This window comes from Micromonospora phaseoli, from assembly GCF_900109115.1.
GTDB lineage: Bacteria > Actinomycetota > Actinomycetes > Mycobacteriales > Micromonosporaceae > Micromonospora > Micromonospora phaseoli.
Window position 1 is genome coordinate 670,829 of the sequence record NZ_FNYV01000001.1, and the last position, 17,351, is coordinate 688,179.

The following is a 17,351-nucleotide window of genomic DNA, read 5'->3' on the forward strand; positions in this document are numbered from 1 at the left end:
TCGAGGATGTTGGTTGGGAGCTTCCGGTAGCGTTCTGCGAGAGGATGGTAGCGACGGGGAAGAAAATCTGCAAGCATCGGCACACTTCTATGTGATCAATAGCTTACGAACTCTTGATCGGATTGCCGTAAGTTGAGATCAGGGTCCAGAAGCCTTGCTACGTAGGGGTTTTGAGTGTGATCCGTCCATGCATTGATCAAGGTGACTGTGCGATCTTCGTCCCTCCCGGTTGGCTCGGGGTGGCCAGATTCGGCAGAATTGAAAGCGGCTCGCGTTTGATCTGGCGAGAATGAGATTACGTTGACATGCGTCTATGTTTTTACGTAGCTTGTGCGGCAGGTTGCGTCGTTTCCTGTATCGGAGGAGGATTCATGCAAAAACTGCTGACGCGTGGCGGCGTGGTGCTTGCGCTACTCGCTTCATCGTTGGTCGTTGGGGCGCCAGCGTCCGCTAAGGGAATCATGGACGACCCGCCCACCGACAAGGTCGTGATCGACCTTGTCGCGATGGCCGGCTCCGGCTGCCGGCCGGGCACCGCCGATGTCGCGGTCTCCCCGGACAACACCGCCTTCACCACCATCTACAGCGACTACCTGGTCCAGGCGGGCCCGGGCATTCCGGTCACCGACGGTCGCCGGAACTGCCAACTCAACGTGCTGGTCCATGCCCCGGCCGGCTACACCTTCGCGATCGTCAAGGTGGACTACCGCGGGTACGGGCTGCTCAACCGGGGCGCCATCGCCTCGACGCGGGCGAACTACTATTTCCAGGGCATGTCGCAAAGCACCTTCAGCAACCATGCGATCCCCGCGCCGCTCGACGACAACTGGATGGTGACCGACGAGGTGCCGATCGCCTCCGTGGTCTGGCACCCCTGCGGCGAGTTGCGCAACCTCAACATGAACACCGAGCTGCGCCTGAGCCGGGGAAGCTCGTCGGGGACCAGCTTCCTCACCATGGACTCGACCGACGGCAGCATCCAAACGATGTACCACCTCGCGTGGCAGCCCTGCCCGTGACCTGAAATCCGCACCCGTGCAGCTCAGGAGGGTGGTCGGCGACGCCGGCCACCCTCGCGGACCGCCAGGGGTCAACACCGCCGCACGGGTACGCCCTGCGGTGGCGGGCGGTGGTTGTTACGGTCGACGCCTCGATCGGCGAGAGGGCGGCGAGCGGGTATGCGGGTGACGATGACGAGTGTCCCGGCCCGGCCCGGCCGGGTGAACGAGGACTTCGTCGGTGCCGTGCCGACGGCAGCGGTGGTGATCGACGGTGCCGGCGGTTTCGCCGGCGCTGACGCGGTCTGCCGGCACGGGGTGACCTGGTACGCCCACCGCCTGGGCGGCACCCTCCTCGGTCTCCTGCCACTCGCCCAGGGCCGCAGCCTTCCGGCGCTGCTCGCCGAGGCCATCGAGCAGGTGACGGACGAGCATCGGGACACCTGCGACGTCGCCGACCCGATCAGTCCGTCGGCGACCGTGGCCATCCTGCGGGTGTCCGGCGGGATCGTCGATCACCTGGTGCTCGGCGACTCGGTCCTCGTGCTCGACCGGACGGACGCCGCACCGCTCGTCGTGTCCGACCCCCGGGAGGTGGTCGTCAGCCGGTCCTACCTGCCGGCGCTCCAGGCCGTCGCCGAGGGCAGCGACGAACACCGTCGGATCCTCCGCGACCTGCGCGCCAACCGGAACCGGCGGGGCGGCTTCTGGGTGGCCAAGGACGACCCGCGAGCGGCGGACGAGGCGGTCACCGGAAGGTGCCCGATCTCCGAGCTGACCGGTGCCGTGCTGCTCAGCAACGGGGCCAGCCGCCTCGTCGACCGGTTCCGGCTCGCCGACTGGCCAGCGGTGCTGGCCGTGCTGGCGTCGCACGGACCCGCCGAGATCATCCATCGGGTCCGCGGGGCGGAGGCGCGCGCGGCGGTGGCGGCCGACGACGCGACGATCGCCCACTGCACCGACCTCCGCGACGACTGACCCGCCGCCGATACTTGGGCGATGACGCAGGAACCGTACGTGGGGCTGGCCACGACCTTCGACACGGCGGCGGAGCTGTACGAGCGGGCCCGCCCGGGCTACCCGGAGCGGTTGTTCGCAGACCTGGCGGATTCGACGGGTCTGCGAACCGCGCAAGCCAGGGTGCTGGAGGTTGGCACGGGCACCGGGCAGGCCACCCGTGGGCTGCTGGCGCGCGGTTGGTGCGTCGTCTCCCTGGAGCCGGGGCGGGAACTGGCGGCGGTGGCGCGTCGCATGCTCGCCGGGCGGGGTGACGTACACGTCGTGGTGTCGCCCTTCGAGCGGTGGGCGGCCGGTGACCAGGAGCCGTTCGACCTCGTCTTCGCGGCGACATCGTGGCACTGGCTCGATCCGCAGGTCTCCTATGGTCGGGCCGCCGAACTGCTGCGTCCCGGCGGGCACCTCGCGATCGTCGCCACCGAGCATGTGTCACCGCCGGGCGGCGACGAGTTCTTCCGCCAGGTCGAACGGATCTACGACGAGGTCGGCATGGGCGACGGCCAGGGCGGCCCGAAGCCGCCCGAGGCGATCGCCGCCCCGGACGTGGCCGCGATCGACGAGAGCGGATTCTTCGCACCGCCGACCGTGCACCGCTACGTCTGGAGCCGCGAGTACACCGCCGAGGAGTATCTGGCGCTGCTCTCCACCTACTCCGGGCACATCGCCGCGACACCGTGGCAACGCAGGACGTTGTTCACCGGCATCCGGGACATGATCGACTCCCGCCCGTCGGCGACGGTACGCAAGCACTACCTGAACATGCTCCAGATCGCCCGCCGGATCAGCTGATCCCCGACTCGCCGCGCCGAACCGGCGTGCCGTCTCCGCTCATCGGAGCGGTGCAGCCGGTACGTCCGCGAGGTGCTTGGTCATCCGTAGCAGCACCTGCCCCGGTTGCCCGGTGACGAAGGCGGCGGTGTCGGCGAGTGCGGCGATCAGGGGCAGTCCCCGGCCACCGATGGTGAGCGGGGCGGGGAGATCGGCTTCGAGTCCGCCGCCGTTGGGGGTACTGCCGCGGTTGCCGACCTCGAGCAGACAGACGTCCTCGTCGATGATGATGATGATGTCGACGGTGCTGTCCGGATCGGCGTGCACCACCGCGTTGGCGCACGCCTCGGTGATCAGCACGGCGAGGTGGCCACGGCAGTCCTCGCTGGCGTCGGTGAGGCTCAGCACGGTGGTGAGCACATGGCGGGCGCGGGTCACCGAGGACGGTTGCCGCGGGAGCGACAGCGTCATGCTCATCCGCATCGTGTAGCCCCTCCCCGGCCCGTGCCCACCCGCCGGACTGCTGCGTCACACCCTACGGCGCGATGGTGCCGTTGCGATCAGCACTACCCGGGGCTGCTGAGCTGAAACGGTCAATCGACGCGGCGTACGCCAGCGAGACGGTCCGCCGCCAGCAGAATAGGGTGAGCGGGGATCATCGGCGTGGGGAGGCTGTTGTGGATCTGCTGTTGTCGGTCCGGCCCGGCCGGGGGTGCACCGTGCTCGAGGTGCGCGGCGAGCTGGACATGGCGACGTCCTCGCAGCTACGCGAGGCTCTGCAACGGCTGGTTGACGCCGGTGACCGTCAGGTCGTGGTGGACCTGGCCGGGGTGGGGTTCATGGATTCCAGCGCGCTGGGCGCGCTGGTGGTGATGTTCAAGGCTTTGCAGGACGTCGACGGTCGGTTGTGTCTCGCCGCGGTGCAGCCCGCCGTGCACAGCGTCCTGACGGTCACCTCGGTGGACCGGGTGATCCGGGTCTACGACACCGTGCAGGCCGCCGAAGCGGATGTGCCGTCCACCGACGACGCTAAAGGCCGGTAGTCAGTCGGGCGGCGGGTTGCTGGCCCGCGCCTGGTCGGCGCCGGCGCTGGTCCGCCGTTGCTCGCTGTGCCCGTCGTGCCAGTCGAGGATGAGCAGGGTGGCATCGTCGGCCAGGGTCGGTCCGCTGACTTCGAGGACGGCATCGGCCAACGCCCGAACAGCCTCACGCGGGTGCAGACCGGTGATCGACCGCAACACGGCCGGCAGATCCAGGCTGGCGGCGTTGCGCTCCCGCATGCCGTCGGTGACCACCACCAGACGGTCGCCTGGCTGCAACGCGATCTCGCCGGCCTGGTACTCGGAGCCGGCGAACATGCCCAGGGGGAAGTTGGCCGGTAGCGGCAGCGGCCGAGTATCTCCGTCGCGGACCAGCAGCGGCGGCACGTGCCCGGCGTTGAGCAGTGCGCACACCCCGGTGTGCAGGTCGAGGCGGCCGAGGACCGCGGTGATGAACGTGCCGGGCACGGCGGAGTGCTCGGCCACGGCGGCATTCGCGGCGTCGGCCTGCTCCACCAGGCCGGCCGCGCGGCGGCGGCTGTTGCGCAGGCTGCCCACGCCCAGGGTGGCCGTCAGCGCGCTGGCCACCCCGTGGCCCATCGCGTCGGTGACGCTGAAGTGCAGCAGGTCGCGGGCGAGGCTGAAGTCGAAGGTGTCCCCGCCGACGCTGGCGGCCGGTTCGAGCCAGCCGGACAGGGTGAACGAACTGCCCTCACAGGTGAACGAGCCGGGCAGCAGGCGGCGTTGGATCTCCGCAGACAGGGTGAACGGAGTGGTGCGTTGCCCCCACTCGAAAAGGTCGGTGTAGCGCCGGTTGGCGATCACCACGAACGCCAGCACGTGCGCCGTACGGGCGATCTCATCAAGGGTGCGCGGCAGAGGCTCGTCCGGCAGGATCATCTCCAGCAGGCCGATCGCCTCACCCCGGTCGGTCACCGGCGCCAACACCAGCCACCCGTCAGGCTGCGCGACGACCTGCACCGTCTGGCTGCGTAGCGTCTGCTCGGCGGGGCCGCCGTCGAAGGGCATCACCGTGGCGACCTCGTCACCGTGGCGGCGCCCAGCACCGGTGCCGTCGAGCGGCACGTGGGCCAGCCGGACCAGCGCCCGACCGCTGAGGTCCGCGATCAGGAACGCGACGCTGCGTGCCCCGAGCGCCGCACCGAGCTTCCGGGTGACCGCCTCGACCGCCTCGACCGGCGAAGCGTTCTCCGCCGCGTCCAGCATCTGCGCCATGATCCGCCCTCGACTGGTTGCCACGGTCGGAGCCTACGAGACCCGTCTGTCATAACCGACCACGAGGATCATCACATCAGCGTCGACAGCAGGACCTCAGGTGGTGGGGGACAGGGGTGCCTCGGTGGCGGCGCGGGGCGCCGGTGCGGTCCAACCCGCCGGGTCCAGCTCGCGTCGCGCGGCGGCCAGGAAGACCTCGGCGTACGAGTCGGCGGGGAAGTCGCCCAGGTAGCGCCGCCGGGTCGCCCAGCGGGCCTCGGCGAGTGGGTCGCTGTCGAGCAGCCGATCCAGTACGTCGTCCACGTCGGCCATGTCCCGACGCAGCACGTAGCCGGTGGCGGCCAGCGGGAACCGCTCGACGAACCGGTCACCGTCGGTGCCCATGTCGGTGACCGCGTACGGCTTGCCCGAGTAGAGCCAGTCGGAGACGACTCCGGAGACGTCGGAGACCAGCGCGTCGGCCCGGTTGACCGACTCGGCCAGGCTCAGCCGGCTCGCTGCGGTGTCGAAGAGGTGCTGCCGGCCGGTGGCGGCCCGGTCGGCGGTGAGCAGATCGTGCAGCCGCCCCAACTGCCGGGCCGAGGCCGGGTTCTGCGCGGTGTAGGGGTGGGCCCGCAGGATGACCGTGGCACCGCGGTCCAGCAGCCGTCGCAGCAGCGTCTCGGCCACCGGCAGCGAGCAGTAGTCGGCGTCGGCGTGGTGCCCCGTCCAGGTGGGGGTGTAGAGCACCGTCGGGTTCGTCAGCCCGCGGGTCGGCTGCGGGCGTACCTCGATCGCCTCGACCTGGGGTCGTCCGACCACCACGAACTTCTCGGCCGGGATGTCGACCCCGGCCCGGGCGTACCGGTCGACGGCCGCCTCGCCGGCGACGAAGATCCGGTCGAAGATCGCCGAGACCGGGTTGGCGCTGGGGGCCTTGTCGCTGTCGCCGTGATGCAACTGCACGTGGGTGAGGTGGGTGAAGCGGATGCAGTGGCTGTTCTTCGCGCCGTGGTTGACGTAGAACGCCACCCGCAGGCTCGGCACCAGCACCTCGTCCATGGTGCGCAGGGTGGGGCAGTAGACCACGGGAGCGGTGGTGGCCGCCGCGATGGTGGCCAGGAACTCCGGTTCCCGGAGCATCACCACGAAGGGCCGGCCGATCCGTTCCAGGTACGGCAGCCACATGGTGACCTGGTACTCGGAACCGGGCGGGGCGGAGAAGTGGAGCACGAACTCGGGCTGGTGCCGGCGGAGCGCCCGGGTGACCGCGGACCCGCCGGCACCCGGGCGTAGCCGCCGCCGGGCGAGGTCGAGGGCGGCCGCACCGACGGCGGTAGCCATCAGCAGGCTCGCCACCAACACGACTGCGCTGGGCAGGACCGCGAGGGCGGCCACGGCCAGCACGGCGAGGAACGCCGCCACGATGTCGGCGCCGCGCGCGGCGACCTGCGGCACCCAGGTGCGTACCGGCAGGTTGGCGGCGCGGATCTCCAGATTCCCCGCCTCGCGCAGCGGACCGGCGAGCAGTACCAGTCCCAGCAGTACCAGCGCGGTCGCGGCCAGGGCCGGGTCGAAGCCCGCGTCCAGTTGGCGGGCATAGCCGACCAGGACCCCGGCCGCGAGCAGCGTGGTCTCCGCGAGGCCGTCGGCGCCGGGGCGTACCCGGCGCTCCCAGACCGTGGCGGCGAGCGCGGCCATTGCCAGCCAGAGCCCCCAGGCGGTCGCCTCGGTGAGGGCGACCACCAGGAACGCCAGCACCGCACCGCCGGTGGCCAGGCCCCGTGCGGTCAACTTCCGGACCAGGTCACCACGCATCTCGGTGTCGCCTTCGCGGTCGTCGGTCGGTCAGCTGGCGGGAACGGTGCTGGCCGACCGGTTGGCCTGGGTCGGCACCGCGGCGGTCGGCGCCTCACCCGGCGAGCGGCGCACGTCGATCACCTGGCCGGTGAGATCCGAGATCAGCACGTCCAGCGAGGCCTGGGCGACGGTCTCGGCGGCGAGCAGCGTGTTCTCGGGCTCCGCGCCGAAGGCCTTGGCCCGCATGGGGGTCGCGGTGCGCTCCGGGTTGATCACGTTGACCCGTACGCCGAACTCCGCCCACTCGTCGGAGAGCGCCTGGGTGAGATTGACCAGGGCGGCCTTGGTCGCCGAGTAGAGCGCGTAGTCCGCCCGTCCACGGGTGTACGAGCTGGAGGTGTAGAGCAGCAGCTGGCCCTTGGTGTGCTGCAGGTAGGGCAGCGACTGCCGGGCGACGGTCACCGGGCCGACGAAGTTGACCTGGAGTACCCGGTCGATGGTCTCCTGGTCCATCTCCGCCAGCGCGCCCTTCTCCAGGATCCCGGCGGTGACCACGACGTGGTCGATCCGGCCGGTGGCGTCGAAGGCGGTCTTCAGCGCGGCCTCGACGTCCTCGGGACGCTCCACGTGGGTGCCGGTGCTGGAGCGGCTGAACGGGAAGACCTGGGCGCCGTGGCGGCGGGCCAGCTCGGTGAGGTCGTGACCGATGCCGTAACTGCCGCCGAAGACGACGATGGTGCGGCCGGAGACCTCGTCGCTGTAGGAGCGGTGCTGGGTCAGCCGGGGCACCTGGGCGGCGGCCAGCTGGAACAACTTGTCGGCGAGGTGCACGTCGACCGGGTGGGTGACCTTGATGTTCTCGTCCGAGCCGTCGATCACCTTGATCGGGGTCTCGGGCAGGTACCGCAGCACCACGCCACAGTCGTCGGTGGCGGCGAAGTTCGGGTCGCCCTCGGCCCGGCGGTACGCCTCCCGGATGGTGCTGGAGCGGAACGCCTGCGGGGTCTGGCCCCGGCGCAGCGTGGCCCGGACGGGGATGTCGGTGATGCACTCGTTCTCGTCGACCTGGATGATCGTGTCGGCCGACGGGATCGCCACGTCGACCGCCGAGTACGTCCACAGGGCGTTCACGCACTCCCGGACGATCCGGCCGCTGAGCAGGGGCCGTACCGCGTCGTGGAAGAGGATGTTGCAGTCCGCCTCGCCCACCGCGTCCAGGGCGACCCGGGTGGTGGCGTTGCGGGTGTCGCCGCCCTCGATCACCTTGGTGACCTTGCGGAAACCGGCCTTGTCGACGATCTGCTGCGCCTCGGCGACGTGGCCGGTGGCCATCAGCACGATGATCTCGTCGATCTCCGGCGCCGCCTCGAAGACAGCCAGCGTGTGCTCGATGATCGGCTTGCCGGCGATCTTCAGCAGCTGCTTGGGGATGCCGAGGCCGAGCCGGGTGCCGGTGCCGCCGGCCAGTACCACGGCCACCGTCCGCGAGGGCCGCCAAGGAACCGGGGTCTCCGGTGCCGTCGTACCCGGGTCGGTGGTCTGGTCCTGCGTCATTGCCGGTCCTCGCTCTCGGTGGTGAATGGCATCGGTGGGGCACGTGAACGGGGGGTTCCGCCGAGACGGCGACGGGATGAACCATAACGCGCGGGCCGCGTCGCCCCACGCGGGGCGACGCGGCCCGCGCGGCGCCGCACGTTCACCGGGACTCTACTTGCCGTTGGCGAATTCGTTGTAGGCGCGTATGACGTCGTCGGTGGGACCGTCCATCCTTATTTCGCCCGATTCGAGCCAGATGGTTCTTTCGCAGGTGTCCCGTACCGAGGAGAGCTGGTGGCTGACCAGGAACACGGTGCCGGCGCTCTCCCGCAGCTCCCGCACCCGTCCCTCGCTGCGCTTACGGAACGCCTTGTCGCCGGTGGCGAGGGCCTCGTCGATCAGCAGCACGTCGTGCTGCTTCGCCGCGGCGATGGAGAAGCGCAGCCGGGCCGACATGCCGGAGGAGTAGGTGCGCATCGGCAGCGAGGCGAAGTCGCCACGCTGGTTGATCCCGGAGAACGCGATGATCTCCGGGAGCTTGCGCCGTACCTCGGCGGGGGACATGCCCATGGCCAGGCAGCCGAGCGTGACGTTGCGCTCGCCGGGCAGGTCGTTGAGCAGGGCGGCGTTCACCCCGAGCAGCGAGGGCTGCCCCTGGGTGTAGACCGCGCCGCGCTCCACCGGCAGCAGCCCGGCGATGGCCCGCAGCAGGGTCGACTTGCCGGAGCCGTTGCTGCCGATCAGCCCGATCGCCTCGCCGCGGTACGCGGTGAAGCTGACCCCGCGGACCGCGTGCACCTCGCGGACGTTCGGCGCGGAGGTGCGGGTGACCATCCGCTTGAAGGCGGCCACCGGGCTGGTGTTGCCGGCGGCGCCCTTGTAGACCCGGTAGACGACGTGCGCGTCGTCCACCACCACGGTCGGGATCCGTTCCTGGATCCGGGGAAGGGTCACCGTCACATCATTGGACATTTCAAGGTTAACCACGGCCGTACTCCTGTTCGCCGCGCCAGAAGTAGAGATACCCTCCGAGGCCCGCCAGGAGCGACCAGCCGACCGCGATCAGCCAGGTCAGGGGCAGAGAGTCGTTGAGCAGGTGGGTGTCCTCCAGCAGCGCGATCCGGGCCAGCTCGATGTAGACCAGCATGGGGTTGTACTGCACGATCGCGGTAGCCCAGCCCGGCAGGTTCTCGGAGAACAGGGTGACGCTGTAGAGCACCCCGGAGCTGTACATCCAGGTACGCAGGATGAAGGGCATGACCTGCTTGAGGTCGGTGGCCTTCGCGCCGAGGCGGGCCACCGCCATGGTCAGCCCGGCGTTGAAGACGGTCTGGAGCAGCACCGCCGGCACCAGCATCAGCCACATCAGGGTGATCGGCTCCCCGGTGGCCACCACGATGCCGAGCAGCACCACCATCGAGCCGAGCAGCTGCTGGAACTGGGTGGCGGTGATGGCCAGCGGCAGGCAGGCGCGGGGGAAGTGCAGGGCACGGATCAGGCCGAGACTGCCGCTGATCGCCTGGGTGCCCTGCTGCACGCTGGTCTGGGTGAAGTTGAAGATGAACAGCCCGGTGGTGAGGTAGGCGATGAAGTTGTTCATGCCGCGGTCTTGTTCGAGCACCAGACCGAAGATCAGGTAGTAGACCGCCGCGTTGGTCAGCGGGGTGAGCACCTGCCACAGCTGCCCGAGCCGGGCGTTGCTGAACGAGGCGGTCAGCTTGGCGTGGGCGTACGCGGAGATGAAGTGCCGGTAGTGCCACAGTTGGCCGCTGTAGCGGCCCAGCGAGGGCCGCTGACCGGCCACCCGCAGCCCGTGTCGGGCGGCCAGTTGGGCCGGGGTGAGGCCGGAGTCGGGGTCGGCCAGCAGGTTGGCCATGGGGATCGGCGCTCCGATCTGTCGTGCGGGGCGGGTTGTTCGCGACGATCAAAATAGCGTGGCCAGTGCGTGGAGCGCCGCTGCGTCGCTTGGTGGACAGTAGTCCGAATTACGTCGGGACGCAACCGTAGCGTCCTTGCGCTACTCTGGTCCCTGTGACAGCCGAGAAGAGTCCCAGGTGACGGCCGAGAAGCGCCCCCCCGCTGGTGCCGCCGTGCTCCGGGGGGAGATCACCACCGCCATCCGCCGGGCGCTCATGCAGGAGCTCGCCGCGGCCGGTTACGGCCGACTCTCCATCGAGGCGGTGGCCCGCCGGGCCGGGGTCAGCAAGACCGCGATCTACCGCCGGTGGAGTTCCAAGCTCGACCTCGTGCTGGACGTGGTCTCGGCCGTCGCGGGTCGCAAGCTACCACTGCTGGACACGGGCACCCTCGACGGCGACGTGCGGCTGCTGCTGCTGGTCGTGACCGGGGCGCTGGGTCACCCGTTGGCGTCGCAGATCATCCCCGACCTGCTCGCCGAGGCGGCCCGCAACCCGCAGATCGCCGGGACGTTGCAGGGCGCGCTGAACGACTACCAGGAGCGCATCGGCGAGATCGTCGTCGGCCGGGCGGTCGAGCGGGGGGAGTTGCCCGCCGGTGCCGACCCGCGGGCAGCGGCCGACCTGATCGTCGGGCCGGTCTACTGGCGGCTGGCCATCGCCCGGGTTCCGTTGGAGCCAGCCGAGCTTCCCCGGATGGCGGAGGCCGCCGTGGCCGCCCTGCGGGTCGCCTGCGCCGAGAGCGACACGGCCGTGCGGAGCAGCCAGAGGTGATCCTCGGCGTACCCGGCACGCGCGACAACCTGGCCGAGCCGACGCCCGATTTGTGTGGGTACGGGTCAGTTCTGCTGGGGCGGGTTGTCCGCGTCGCGCGAGACGACCTCGCCCTGCTTGTCGACCCAACCCTTCGGTCGGGCCGGGTTGCCCGCCACCAACTGGTACGGCGCGACGTCCCGGGTCACCACCGAACCCGCGGCGATCATCGCGTACTCGCCGACCTCGACACCGCAGACCAGGGTGGCGTTCGCGCCGATCGAGGCGCCCCGGCGCACGACGGTGGGAGTGATCTTCCAGTCGGGGTTCTGGGCACGGGGCCGGAAGTCGTTGGTGAAGACCGCGCTCGGGCCGACGAACACCTCGTTCTCCAGGGTCACCCCCTGGTAGACCGAGACATTGTTCTGGATCTTCACGAGGTCGCCGACCGTCACGCCCGCGTCGATGAACACGTTACGCCCGATGACACAGCCGGCGCCCACCTGCGCGGACGACCGGATGTGGGCCAGCCGCCAGACCTTGGTCCCGTCGCCGACGAGGGCCCCCTCCTCGACGTCGGCGGTCGGATGGACGAAGACGGACGGGGAGTTCTGGTCGGTCATCCTTCAACTCACCTCGGGTCGAACGGGTCAGATCGGGTCGTATGGGTCACATCGTGTCGCGCGGGCGTGGAACTTGGCGTAGCGTACCGACCTCGTGTCGGGCCGCGCGATCACCGCGTCGCCGCGCAGTCCCGACCCCTGGTCGGCGACGCGGGCCGGGTGGGCGAGCCCCGGCAGCCGGTTCGGCCCGTCACCGCTCTGCGCGTCGGCTCGACTCGGCACCCCGGGCCAGCTATCACTCTCGGTGAGGATCGTGCGGCACGAGAAACGTCACGTGTGGAACGCGTGTCCTGGCCGCACCCGCTCCTAGGACAAGGACTCCCGTCTCGATGACCGAACAGACCGTCACCGCCGCCGCGCCGGCGACGGCCGACGACCCGGCCGGCCGGGTCCACACCGGTCTTCGCCGGTTGCGCGCGGTGCCCGTCCGCATCGGGTCGGGTGTCGCCAGGGTGCCCGCAGTGCTGACCGACGGTGCCGTGCTGGCCTTCGCGCTCTGGACGCTGCTCTACCACGCCGCCCTGCCGCTGGGTCTCGCCCCGTCACTCACCCTGCGGATCTGGCTGGTGGTCGGTCCGGCGCTGGCACTGCTCGCCCTGCTGACCCGGCTCGCGCTCCGGTGGCGACGCCGCCGGGCGACCCAGGCCACCGCGCCCGACGAGGCCACTGCGGTCACCGCGCCCGACGAGGCCACCGCGCCCGACGAGGCCACCGCGCCCGACGAGGCCACTGCCACCGAGGCCGCCGCGGTGGTGGACGAGGCGGCCCCGGACGGCGGGTCCACGCCCCGCGCCGACCGGATGCCGGTCGCCCAGCGCTGGTTGACGGCGCTGGTCCTGCTGATCGGCGCCGGCGCGGCGATCACCGCCGGCGTGGCGGGGACGCCGGCCGGCGCCGGCCTGTCCTGGTGGGTACCGGCCTCGGCCGGGGCCACGGCGGCCGTCGGGATGGCGCTGCTGACCTGGCGAAGCTGGCGGGGCACGGCGGTACCCGGTCCGGCCGCGTCGAACGGTCCAGTGGCGCCGGCCCCCACCGCCTGGCAGTCGGCGTACGCGTTGCTGATCGCCGGGGTTGCCGCGGTCGCCTCGCTCTACCTCGCCCGCAACACCCCCGACGACATCTACTACGTGGGCCGGTCGGTATGGGTGGCGGAGCGGGACCTCGTCCCGCTCAACGACTTCCTGTTCAGCGAGAACGTTCTTCCGGCGATGGCCTCGCAGCCCCCGATCGCCAGCATCGAGGTCCTCGCCGGTGCGCTCGCCCGCTTCTTCGGCATCCCCGCCGCCTCGGCGACCTGGTACGTGCTGCTGCCGATCATGGCGGTGCTCGCCGTGCTGGCCCTCTGGCGGCTCGTGCAGGCCTGGGCGCCGCGACGTCCGGTGCTCGCCTTCACCGTCGCAGTGGCCTTCCTCGCGCTGGTCTGTGGCCCGGACGCGGCCCTGGGCAACTTCCACCTACCCCGGCTGTACCAGGGCAAGGGAATGTTCGTCTCCGCGGCCGTGCCGTTGATGTGGCTCTACCTGACCCGCTGGTTCGACGGCCGGTCCGGCCGCCGGCTGGTGCTGGTGGTCGCCCTGTCGATCGCGGCGACCGGGCTGACCAGCACGGCGGCGATCGTGCTGCCGCTGCTGGTCGGCGGGGCGGCGCTGATGATGCTGCTGGTGGGCCGCTGGAGGTCGGCGCTCGTCGCCGGCGTCGCCGCGCTGGCGTACCCGGTGGGCGCGATCGCGGTCAGCCAACTGCTCGTCGGCTCGGCCAGCGAGGCCGCCGCGGACGTCACCTTCTACGACGCCGCGCACACCTATCGGCGGACGTTCGAGATCGGCATCGTGGGTGTGATCGGCGGGCTCGCCCTCTGGTGTGGTCCGCTACTGGCCCGCCGCCGCACCCCGGCGCTGCTCGCGGCCGGCGGTGCGCTGACGCTGAGCGTGCTGCTGGTGCCCGGGGTGCTGGAGTGGCTCGGCGCGCTCACCGGCATCTCGGTGGTGCTCTGGCGGGTGCCCTGGCTGCTCGCGGTGCCGGCGCTGATCGGACTGCTCTGCACCATCTGGCTGCCCACCCGGCTACGGACCGTGCGGGCGCTGGTCGGTGTGGTGCTGGCCGCGGCGATCGTGACCTCGTTCGCCAACTACGCCATCCCGATGTGGGACGAGCGCAGCGGCGTGCTGGTGCACGGCGAGCCGACCTGGAAGCTCCGGCCACCGCAGCACGCCATCGCGCAGTTCATCGTGGACCTCGACCACCCGGACGGCCTCGTGCTCGCGCCGGCCACCGTCATGCGGACCATCCCGATCCTCACCACCGAGACACGGGTGGTGCTGCCGCGGGACTTCTTCCTGGTCGAGTACGACCTGAACTCGCAGTTCGCGCAGGACCGGTTGCTGCTGACCCGGTTCGCCAACGGGGGCCCGGCCGTGGAACGGCCGACCGTTGAGGAGGTGGCCGGGGCGCTGGAGCGGCTGGACGTGGGCACGATCTGCGTCTACAGCCAGAACCGCTTCGCCCGCCGGGTCGGCGCGCGGTTCGGCTACGTCGAGTTCGCCGGGCAGTTCGCCGACCCTCCCGTCCATCCGAACGTGGTGGTCTGCCTGCGTCGTGAGTAGCGCCGTGAGTAGCCCCGCCACCCGGGCGTCGTCCCGTCGATGTTTCGCGTTAAGGTCGCAGCTGCGCTGACGCCGAGCCCATCCAGCCGGCCATCGATCTCGCTAGGGAGCTACCCCGTTGGGCACGTTGACTTTGCGCGTCGGTGTGGCCGCGCGTGGGGCCTTGTTGGTCCTGACCTACCTGCTCCTGCTCGCCGGCGGAGCGCTCGGCTGGGTGGCCGTCTTCGCGATCGCCGGCCTGGCAGCGGTGCTCGGCGAGGTCGCCGTGCAGCGGTGGTCACCGGCCACCGCCACCCTGATGGAGAAGGCCGGTCTCGGCCTCGGCTACCGGCAGCTGGCCCGCGACGTGTCGGTGGTGCTGCTGGTCGTCGCCCAGGTGCCGCTGGCCGGCGGCGAGCTGACCCTGCTGCTTCTGCTGCCCGCCACGGTGTGGCTGATCGCCGTCTTCGCCGGGGCGTTCCGGCGGATCATCGACCGGCGCGACGGTGGGGTGCTGCTGCGCAACGTCGACCTGGGACAACTTCCTGCACCCGGTCTGCCGAGCTGGGCCGGTGGCCTCACCGGTGACCGGCTGCCCTGGGTGAACGTGCTGCTCGTACCGGCGGCGGTGACCGCGGCGGTCGCCGGCGAGGTGGCGCCCGTCTACCTGGCCGGCGCGGTCGCCATCGGGCTGGCCGCGCTGGTCGGCGGGACCGTCGCGCTGACCTGGCTGCGCGGCAGAGGGCGCGGCACCCGGCTGCCGGCCGTGCAGCGCTGGTTGGACGGCTACTGCCCGGAGGTGGCGCTCTACTTCGCCGGCCCGGCCAAGGACGCCTACCAGGCGAACATGTGGCTCACCCCGACCGAGGCGCTCGACCGGCGGGCGGTGGTCTTCCTGCGTAACCCGGAGACCCTGCCCGCGCTGGCGGACACCCGGCTACCGGTTCTCTGCGTACCGTCCGGGGCCGACTTCATGAACCTCGACAAGAGCGGCATCCGGGTGGCGCTGTACCCGGCCAACGCCGGTGAGAACATCCACATGCTGCGCGAGCCGGGCATGAGGCACGTGTTCCTCGGCCACGGCGACAGCGACAAGGCGGCCAGCGCCAACCCGTACAGCAAGGTCTACGACGAGGTATGGGTCGCCGGCCCGGCCGGCCGCGAGCGGTACGCACGGGCCGGGGTCGGCGTACGCGACCGCGACGTGGTGGAGATCGGCCGGCCGCAACTGGCCGGCGTGCAGACCTACGAGACGGAGTCCACCGACCGCCCGTTCACCGTGCTCTACGCGCCGACCTGGGAGGGTTGGCTCGCCGACGACCCGTACCACACCTCGGTGGTGCTGATGGGTGAACGGATCGTCGCCGGCCTGCTGGCCACCCGGCCGGCGGTCCGGCTGATCTACAAGCCGCACCCGCTGACCGGAAGCCGGTCCGGGCGGGCCAGGGCCGCGCACGAACGGATCGTGCAGCGGATCCGCAGCGCCGGCGGGGAGGTCGGCGCGACCACGCTGGACGGGACCGCACACCGGGTGGTCACCGGGGCGGGGCCCGCGCTGTTCGACTGCTTCAACCAGAGCGAGCTGCTGATCAGCGACGTGTCCAGCGTGGTCTCCGACTTCCTGCAGAGTCAGCGGCCGTACGTGGTGACCAACCCTGCCGGCCGGCCCGACGACGAGTTCCGGCGTGCCTTCCCGACCTCGCGGGCCGGTTACCTGCTCGCCGCCGACTGCGGAGAACTGGAGAAGATCGTCGCGGTGAGCCGGGCGGCCGGTGACGACCCGATGGCCCCGGCCCGCACGGAGTTGCGGACCTACCTGCTCGGTCCGGCCGAGGCGAACCCGATCGACCGGTTCGTCGAGGAGGTCGGGCGGCTCTGCCACCGCTGACCCTCGGCGCGGCGCCGAGCGCCAGCACTGCTCGGGCCGCGCCGCGCCGGGGGCGCTTTTGGCCCGTACCGGCCCGGTCCGCAGCCTCGACGGGCATGCTCGGGAGGCAGGCCGCCGGAGAGGGGGATGGCATGGAGAGCTATCACGAGGACTGGACCGACAGCCAGCGCGCGCTCTACGACGAGTGCTACCGCGCCGGCGCCGACTGGGCCGACGACCCCGACACGCCGTCCGAGGACGTCCAGCACGTGATCAACATGGCGGAGGCCGACGACGACACCCTCGCGGACGCCGAGATCGACTTCCCGCCACTGATCGACGCGGTCACCCAGGCCACCGGCGAATTGTTCACCACCGTGCCGGCCAGCCACGACGATCCCGCCTTCAAGGGCTTCGTGGACGGGGTGCGGGACAGCACTTCGGACGAGGTCTTCGGGCTCTGAGCCCGCCCGGGCCTGTCACCCCCGCCGGTTGTCTGCCACCATCTAGTGCGGCCCGGTGCACGTTTCTCCGACGCCGCACCAGCGACAGCGGAGCAGACCGAACGGGGGAGGCCGGGTGCGCATCCTGCTGGTCGAGGACGACCGTCGGGTGGCCGCCGCGCTGTCGTCCGCGCTGACCCGGCGCGGGTACGAGGTGGAACACGCGGCCACCGCCGCCGCCGCCCTCGCCGCCGCCCCCTGCGACCTGGTACTGCTTGATCTGACCCTGCCCGACGGCGACGGCACCGACCTGTGCCGGGAGCTGCGCCGGCGCAGCAACCAGCTCGGCATCATCGCGGTGACCGCCCGGGGTGAGGAGCGGGACCGGGTGCTCGGCCTACGGCTCGGCGCGGACGACTACGTGGTCAAGCCCTTCTCGATGGTGGAGCTGCAGGCCCGCATCGAGGCGGTGCTGCGGCGGGCGTCGCACGCGGCGCCGGAGCGCAACCTGATCGAGGCCGGGCCGGTGCACATCGACGTGGCCGCCCGCACCGTCACCGTGGCCGGCAGGTCGGTCTCGCTGACCCGCAAGGAGTTCGACGTCCTGCTCTCGCTGGCCCGGCAACCCGGCGTCGCGGTGCCGCGCGATCGGATCCTGCTCGACGCCTGGGGTACCACCTTCACCGACCGGCACACCGTCGAGGTGCATGTCGGGTCGCTACGCGGCAAGCTCGGTGACCCGCGACTGGTGGAGACCGTCCGGGGCGTCGGGTACCGGCTCCGGGGCGGGTGA

The 17,351-nt window shown here is 71.0% G+C and carries 17 protein-coding genes; 9 read left to right on the forward strand and 8 right to left on the reverse strand.

Annotation, left to right across the window (positions count from 1 at the left end; genetic code table 11):
* Nucleotides 1-371 precede the first annotated feature (371 nt).
* The 3 genes from BMY89_RS03115 to BMY89_RS03125 all read left to right on the forward strand — a co-directional run bounded on the left by BMY89_RS03115 (nucleotide 372) and on the right by BMY89_RS03125 (nucleotide 2,804).
* Nucleotides 372-1,019 (forward strand): DUF4360 domain-containing protein, encoded by a 648-nt coding sequence (locus BMY89_RS03115; protein WP_092374428.1) that lies wholly within the window; start codon nucleotides 372-374, stop codon nucleotides 1,017-1,019.
* 171 nt (nucleotides 1,020-1,190) lie between these two features.
* Nucleotides 1,191-1,976: a protein phosphatase 2C domain-containing protein gene (locus BMY89_RS03120; protein WP_092375484.1), complete on the forward strand. Its 786-nt coding sequence runs from the start codon at nucleotides 1,191-1,193 to the stop codon at nucleotides 1,974-1,976.
* A gap of 21 nt (nucleotides 1,977-1,997) precedes the next feature.
* Nucleotides 1,998-2,804, forward strand: coding sequence for a class I SAM-dependent methyltransferase (locus tag BMY89_RS03125; protein WP_092374431.1), 807 nt, complete (start codon nucleotides 1,998-2,000; stop codon nucleotides 2,802-2,804).
* 39 nt (nucleotides 2,805-2,843) lie between these two features.
* Here BMY89_RS03125 and BMY89_RS03130 read toward each other — a convergent pair whose 3' ends face one another.
* Complete coding sequence (locus BMY89_RS03130; protein WP_170147597.1) at nucleotides 2,844-3,260, reverse strand: ATP-binding protein; 417 nt, start codon at nucleotides 3,258-3,260, stop codon at nucleotides 2,844-2,846.
* 200 nt (nucleotides 3,261-3,460) lie between these two features.
* Here BMY89_RS03130 and BMY89_RS03135 point away from each other — a divergent pair, with 200 nt between their 5' ends.
* On the forward strand, nucleotides 3,461-3,826 hold the full coding sequence (locus BMY89_RS03135; protein ID WP_092374437.1) for an STAS domain-containing protein: 366 nt from the start codon (nucleotides 3,461-3,463) through the stop codon (nucleotides 3,824-3,826).
* Here BMY89_RS03135 and BMY89_RS03140 read toward each other — a convergent pair whose 3' ends face one another.
* From BMY89_RS03140 to BMY89_RS03160, 5 genes are all read right to left on the reverse strand, one after another.
* Nucleotides 3,827-5,083, reverse strand: a complete 1,257-nt coding sequence (locus tag BMY89_RS03140) for a PP2C family protein-serine/threonine phosphatase (protein WP_232521023.1) — start codon at nucleotides 5,081-5,083, stop codon at nucleotides 3,827-3,829.
* 72 nt (nucleotides 5,084-5,155) lie between these two features.
* Nucleotides 5,156-6,856, reverse strand: a complete 1,701-nt coding sequence (locus BMY89_RS03145; protein WP_092374443.1) for a CDP-glycerol glycerophosphotransferase family protein — start codon at nucleotides 6,854-6,856, stop codon at nucleotides 5,156-5,158.
* A 30-nt stretch (nucleotides 6,857-6,886) separates the two neighbouring features.
* On the reverse strand, nucleotides 6,887-8,392 hold the full coding sequence (locus tag BMY89_RS03150; RefSeq protein WP_092374446.1) for a bifunctional cytidylyltransferase/SDR family oxidoreductase: 1,506 nt from the start codon (nucleotides 8,390-8,392) through the stop codon (nucleotides 6,887-6,889).
* Nucleotides 8,393-8,545: 153 nt separating this feature from the next.
* On the reverse strand, nucleotides 8,546-9,346 hold the full coding sequence (locus BMY89_RS03155) for an ABC transporter ATP-binding protein (RefSeq protein WP_092374449.1): 801 nt from the start codon (nucleotides 9,344-9,346) through the stop codon (nucleotides 8,546-8,548).
* A 7-nt stretch (nucleotides 9,347-9,353) separates the two neighbouring features.
* Nucleotides 9,354-10,250 (reverse strand): ABC transporter permease, encoded by an 897-nt coding sequence (locus tag BMY89_RS03160; RefSeq protein WP_092374452.1) that lies wholly within the window; start codon nucleotides 10,248-10,250, stop codon nucleotides 9,354-9,356.
* A gap of 178 nt (nucleotides 10,251-10,428) precedes the next feature.
* On the opposite strand from BMY89_RS03160, the gene BMY89_RS03165 reads away from it, so the two are divergent.
* Entirely contained in the window at nucleotides 10,429-11,064 is a 636-nt protein-coding gene (locus BMY89_RS03165; protein ID WP_232521024.1) for a TetR/AcrR family transcriptional regulator, read from the forward strand.
* 65 nt (nucleotides 11,065-11,129) lie between these two features.
* On the opposite strand, the gene BMY89_RS03170 is transcribed toward BMY89_RS03165, so the two are convergent.
* The gene (locus BMY89_RS03170; protein WP_092374455.1) at nucleotides 11,130-11,666 is read right to left on the reverse strand and encodes an acyltransferase; all 537 of its coding nucleotides are present in this window, start codon (nucleotides 11,664-11,666) and stop codon (nucleotides 11,130-11,132) included.
* A gap of 27 nt (nucleotides 11,667-11,693) precedes the next feature.
* Nucleotides 11,694-11,888 (reverse strand): hypothetical protein, encoded by a 195-nt coding sequence (locus BMY89_RS03175; RefSeq protein ID WP_092374458.1) that lies wholly within the window; start codon nucleotides 11,886-11,888, stop codon nucleotides 11,694-11,696.
* A 107-nt stretch (nucleotides 11,889-11,995) separates the two neighbouring features.
* Between BMY89_RS03175 and BMY89_RS03180 the strand changes: the two genes are divergently transcribed.
* From BMY89_RS03180 to BMY89_RS03195, 4 genes are all read left to right on the forward strand, one after another.
* Complete coding sequence (locus BMY89_RS03180; protein ID WP_092374461.1) at nucleotides 11,996-14,269, forward strand: DUF6077 domain-containing protein; 2,274 nt, start codon at nucleotides 11,996-11,998, stop codon at nucleotides 14,267-14,269.
* A 118-nt stretch (nucleotides 14,270-14,387) separates the two neighbouring features.
* Nucleotides 14,388-16,136: a CDP-glycerol glycerophosphotransferase family protein gene (locus BMY89_RS03185; protein ID WP_092374464.1), complete on the forward strand. Its 1,749-nt coding sequence runs from the start codon at nucleotides 14,388-14,390 to the stop codon at nucleotides 16,134-16,136.
* A gap of 131 nt (nucleotides 16,137-16,267) precedes the next feature.
* Entirely contained in the window at nucleotides 16,268-16,579 is a 312-nt protein-coding gene (locus BMY89_RS03190) for a hypothetical protein (protein WP_092374467.1), read from the forward strand.
* Between the two features lie 115 nt (nucleotides 16,580-16,694).
* A complete protein-coding gene (locus BMY89_RS03195) occupies nucleotides 16,695-17,351 on the forward strand; it encodes a response regulator transcription factor (RefSeq protein ID WP_092374470.1) in 657 nt (218 codons plus the stop codon).

What these genes read in the sequence shown, in the direction of transcription:
- BMY89_RS03160 (WP_092374452.1), bottom strand. Translation starts at nt 10,250, where the DNA reads ATGGCCAACCTGCTGGCCGACCCCGACTCCGGCCTCACCCCGGCCCAA.
- BMY89_RS03190 (WP_092374467.1), top strand. Translation starts at nt 16,268, where the DNA reads ATGGAGAGCTATCACGAGGACTGGACCGACAGCCAGCGCGCGCTCTAC.
- BMY89_RS03145 (WP_092374443.1), bottom strand. Translation starts at nt 6,856, where the DNA reads ATGCGTGGTGACCTGGTCCGGAAGTTGACCGCACGGGGCCTGGCCACC.
- BMY89_RS03120 (WP_092375484.1), top strand. Translation starts at nt 1,191, where the DNA reads ATGACGAGTGTCCCGGCCCGGCCCGGCCGGGTGAACGAGGACTTCGTC.
- BMY89_RS03125 (WP_092374431.1), top strand. Translation starts at nt 1,998, where the DNA reads ATGACGCAGGAACCGTACGTGGGGCTGGCCACGACCTTCGACACGGCG.
- BMY89_RS03115 (WP_092374428.1), top strand. Translation starts at nt 372, where the DNA reads ATGCAAAAACTGCTGACGCGTGGCGGCGTGGTGCTTGCGCTACTCGCT.
- BMY89_RS03155 (WP_092374449.1), bottom strand. Translation starts at nt 9,346, where the DNA reads ATGTCCAATGATGTGACGGTGACCCTTCCCCGGATCCAGGAACGGATC.
- BMY89_RS03180 (WP_092374461.1), top strand. Translation starts at nt 11,996, where the DNA reads ATGACCGAACAGACCGTCACCGCCGCCGCGCCGGCGACGGCCGACGAC.
- BMY89_RS03170 (WP_092374455.1), bottom strand. Translation starts at nt 11,666, where the DNA reads ATGACCGACCAGAACTCCCCGTCCGTCTTCGTCCATCCGACCGCCGAC.
- BMY89_RS03150 (WP_092374446.1), bottom strand. Translation starts at nt 8,392, where the DNA reads ATGACGCAGGACCAGACCACCGACCCGGGTACGACGGCACCGGAGACC.
- BMY89_RS03130 (WP_170147597.1), bottom strand. Translation starts at nt 3,260, where the DNA reads ATGAGCATGACGCTGTCGCTCCCGCGGCAACCGTCCTCGGTGACCCGC.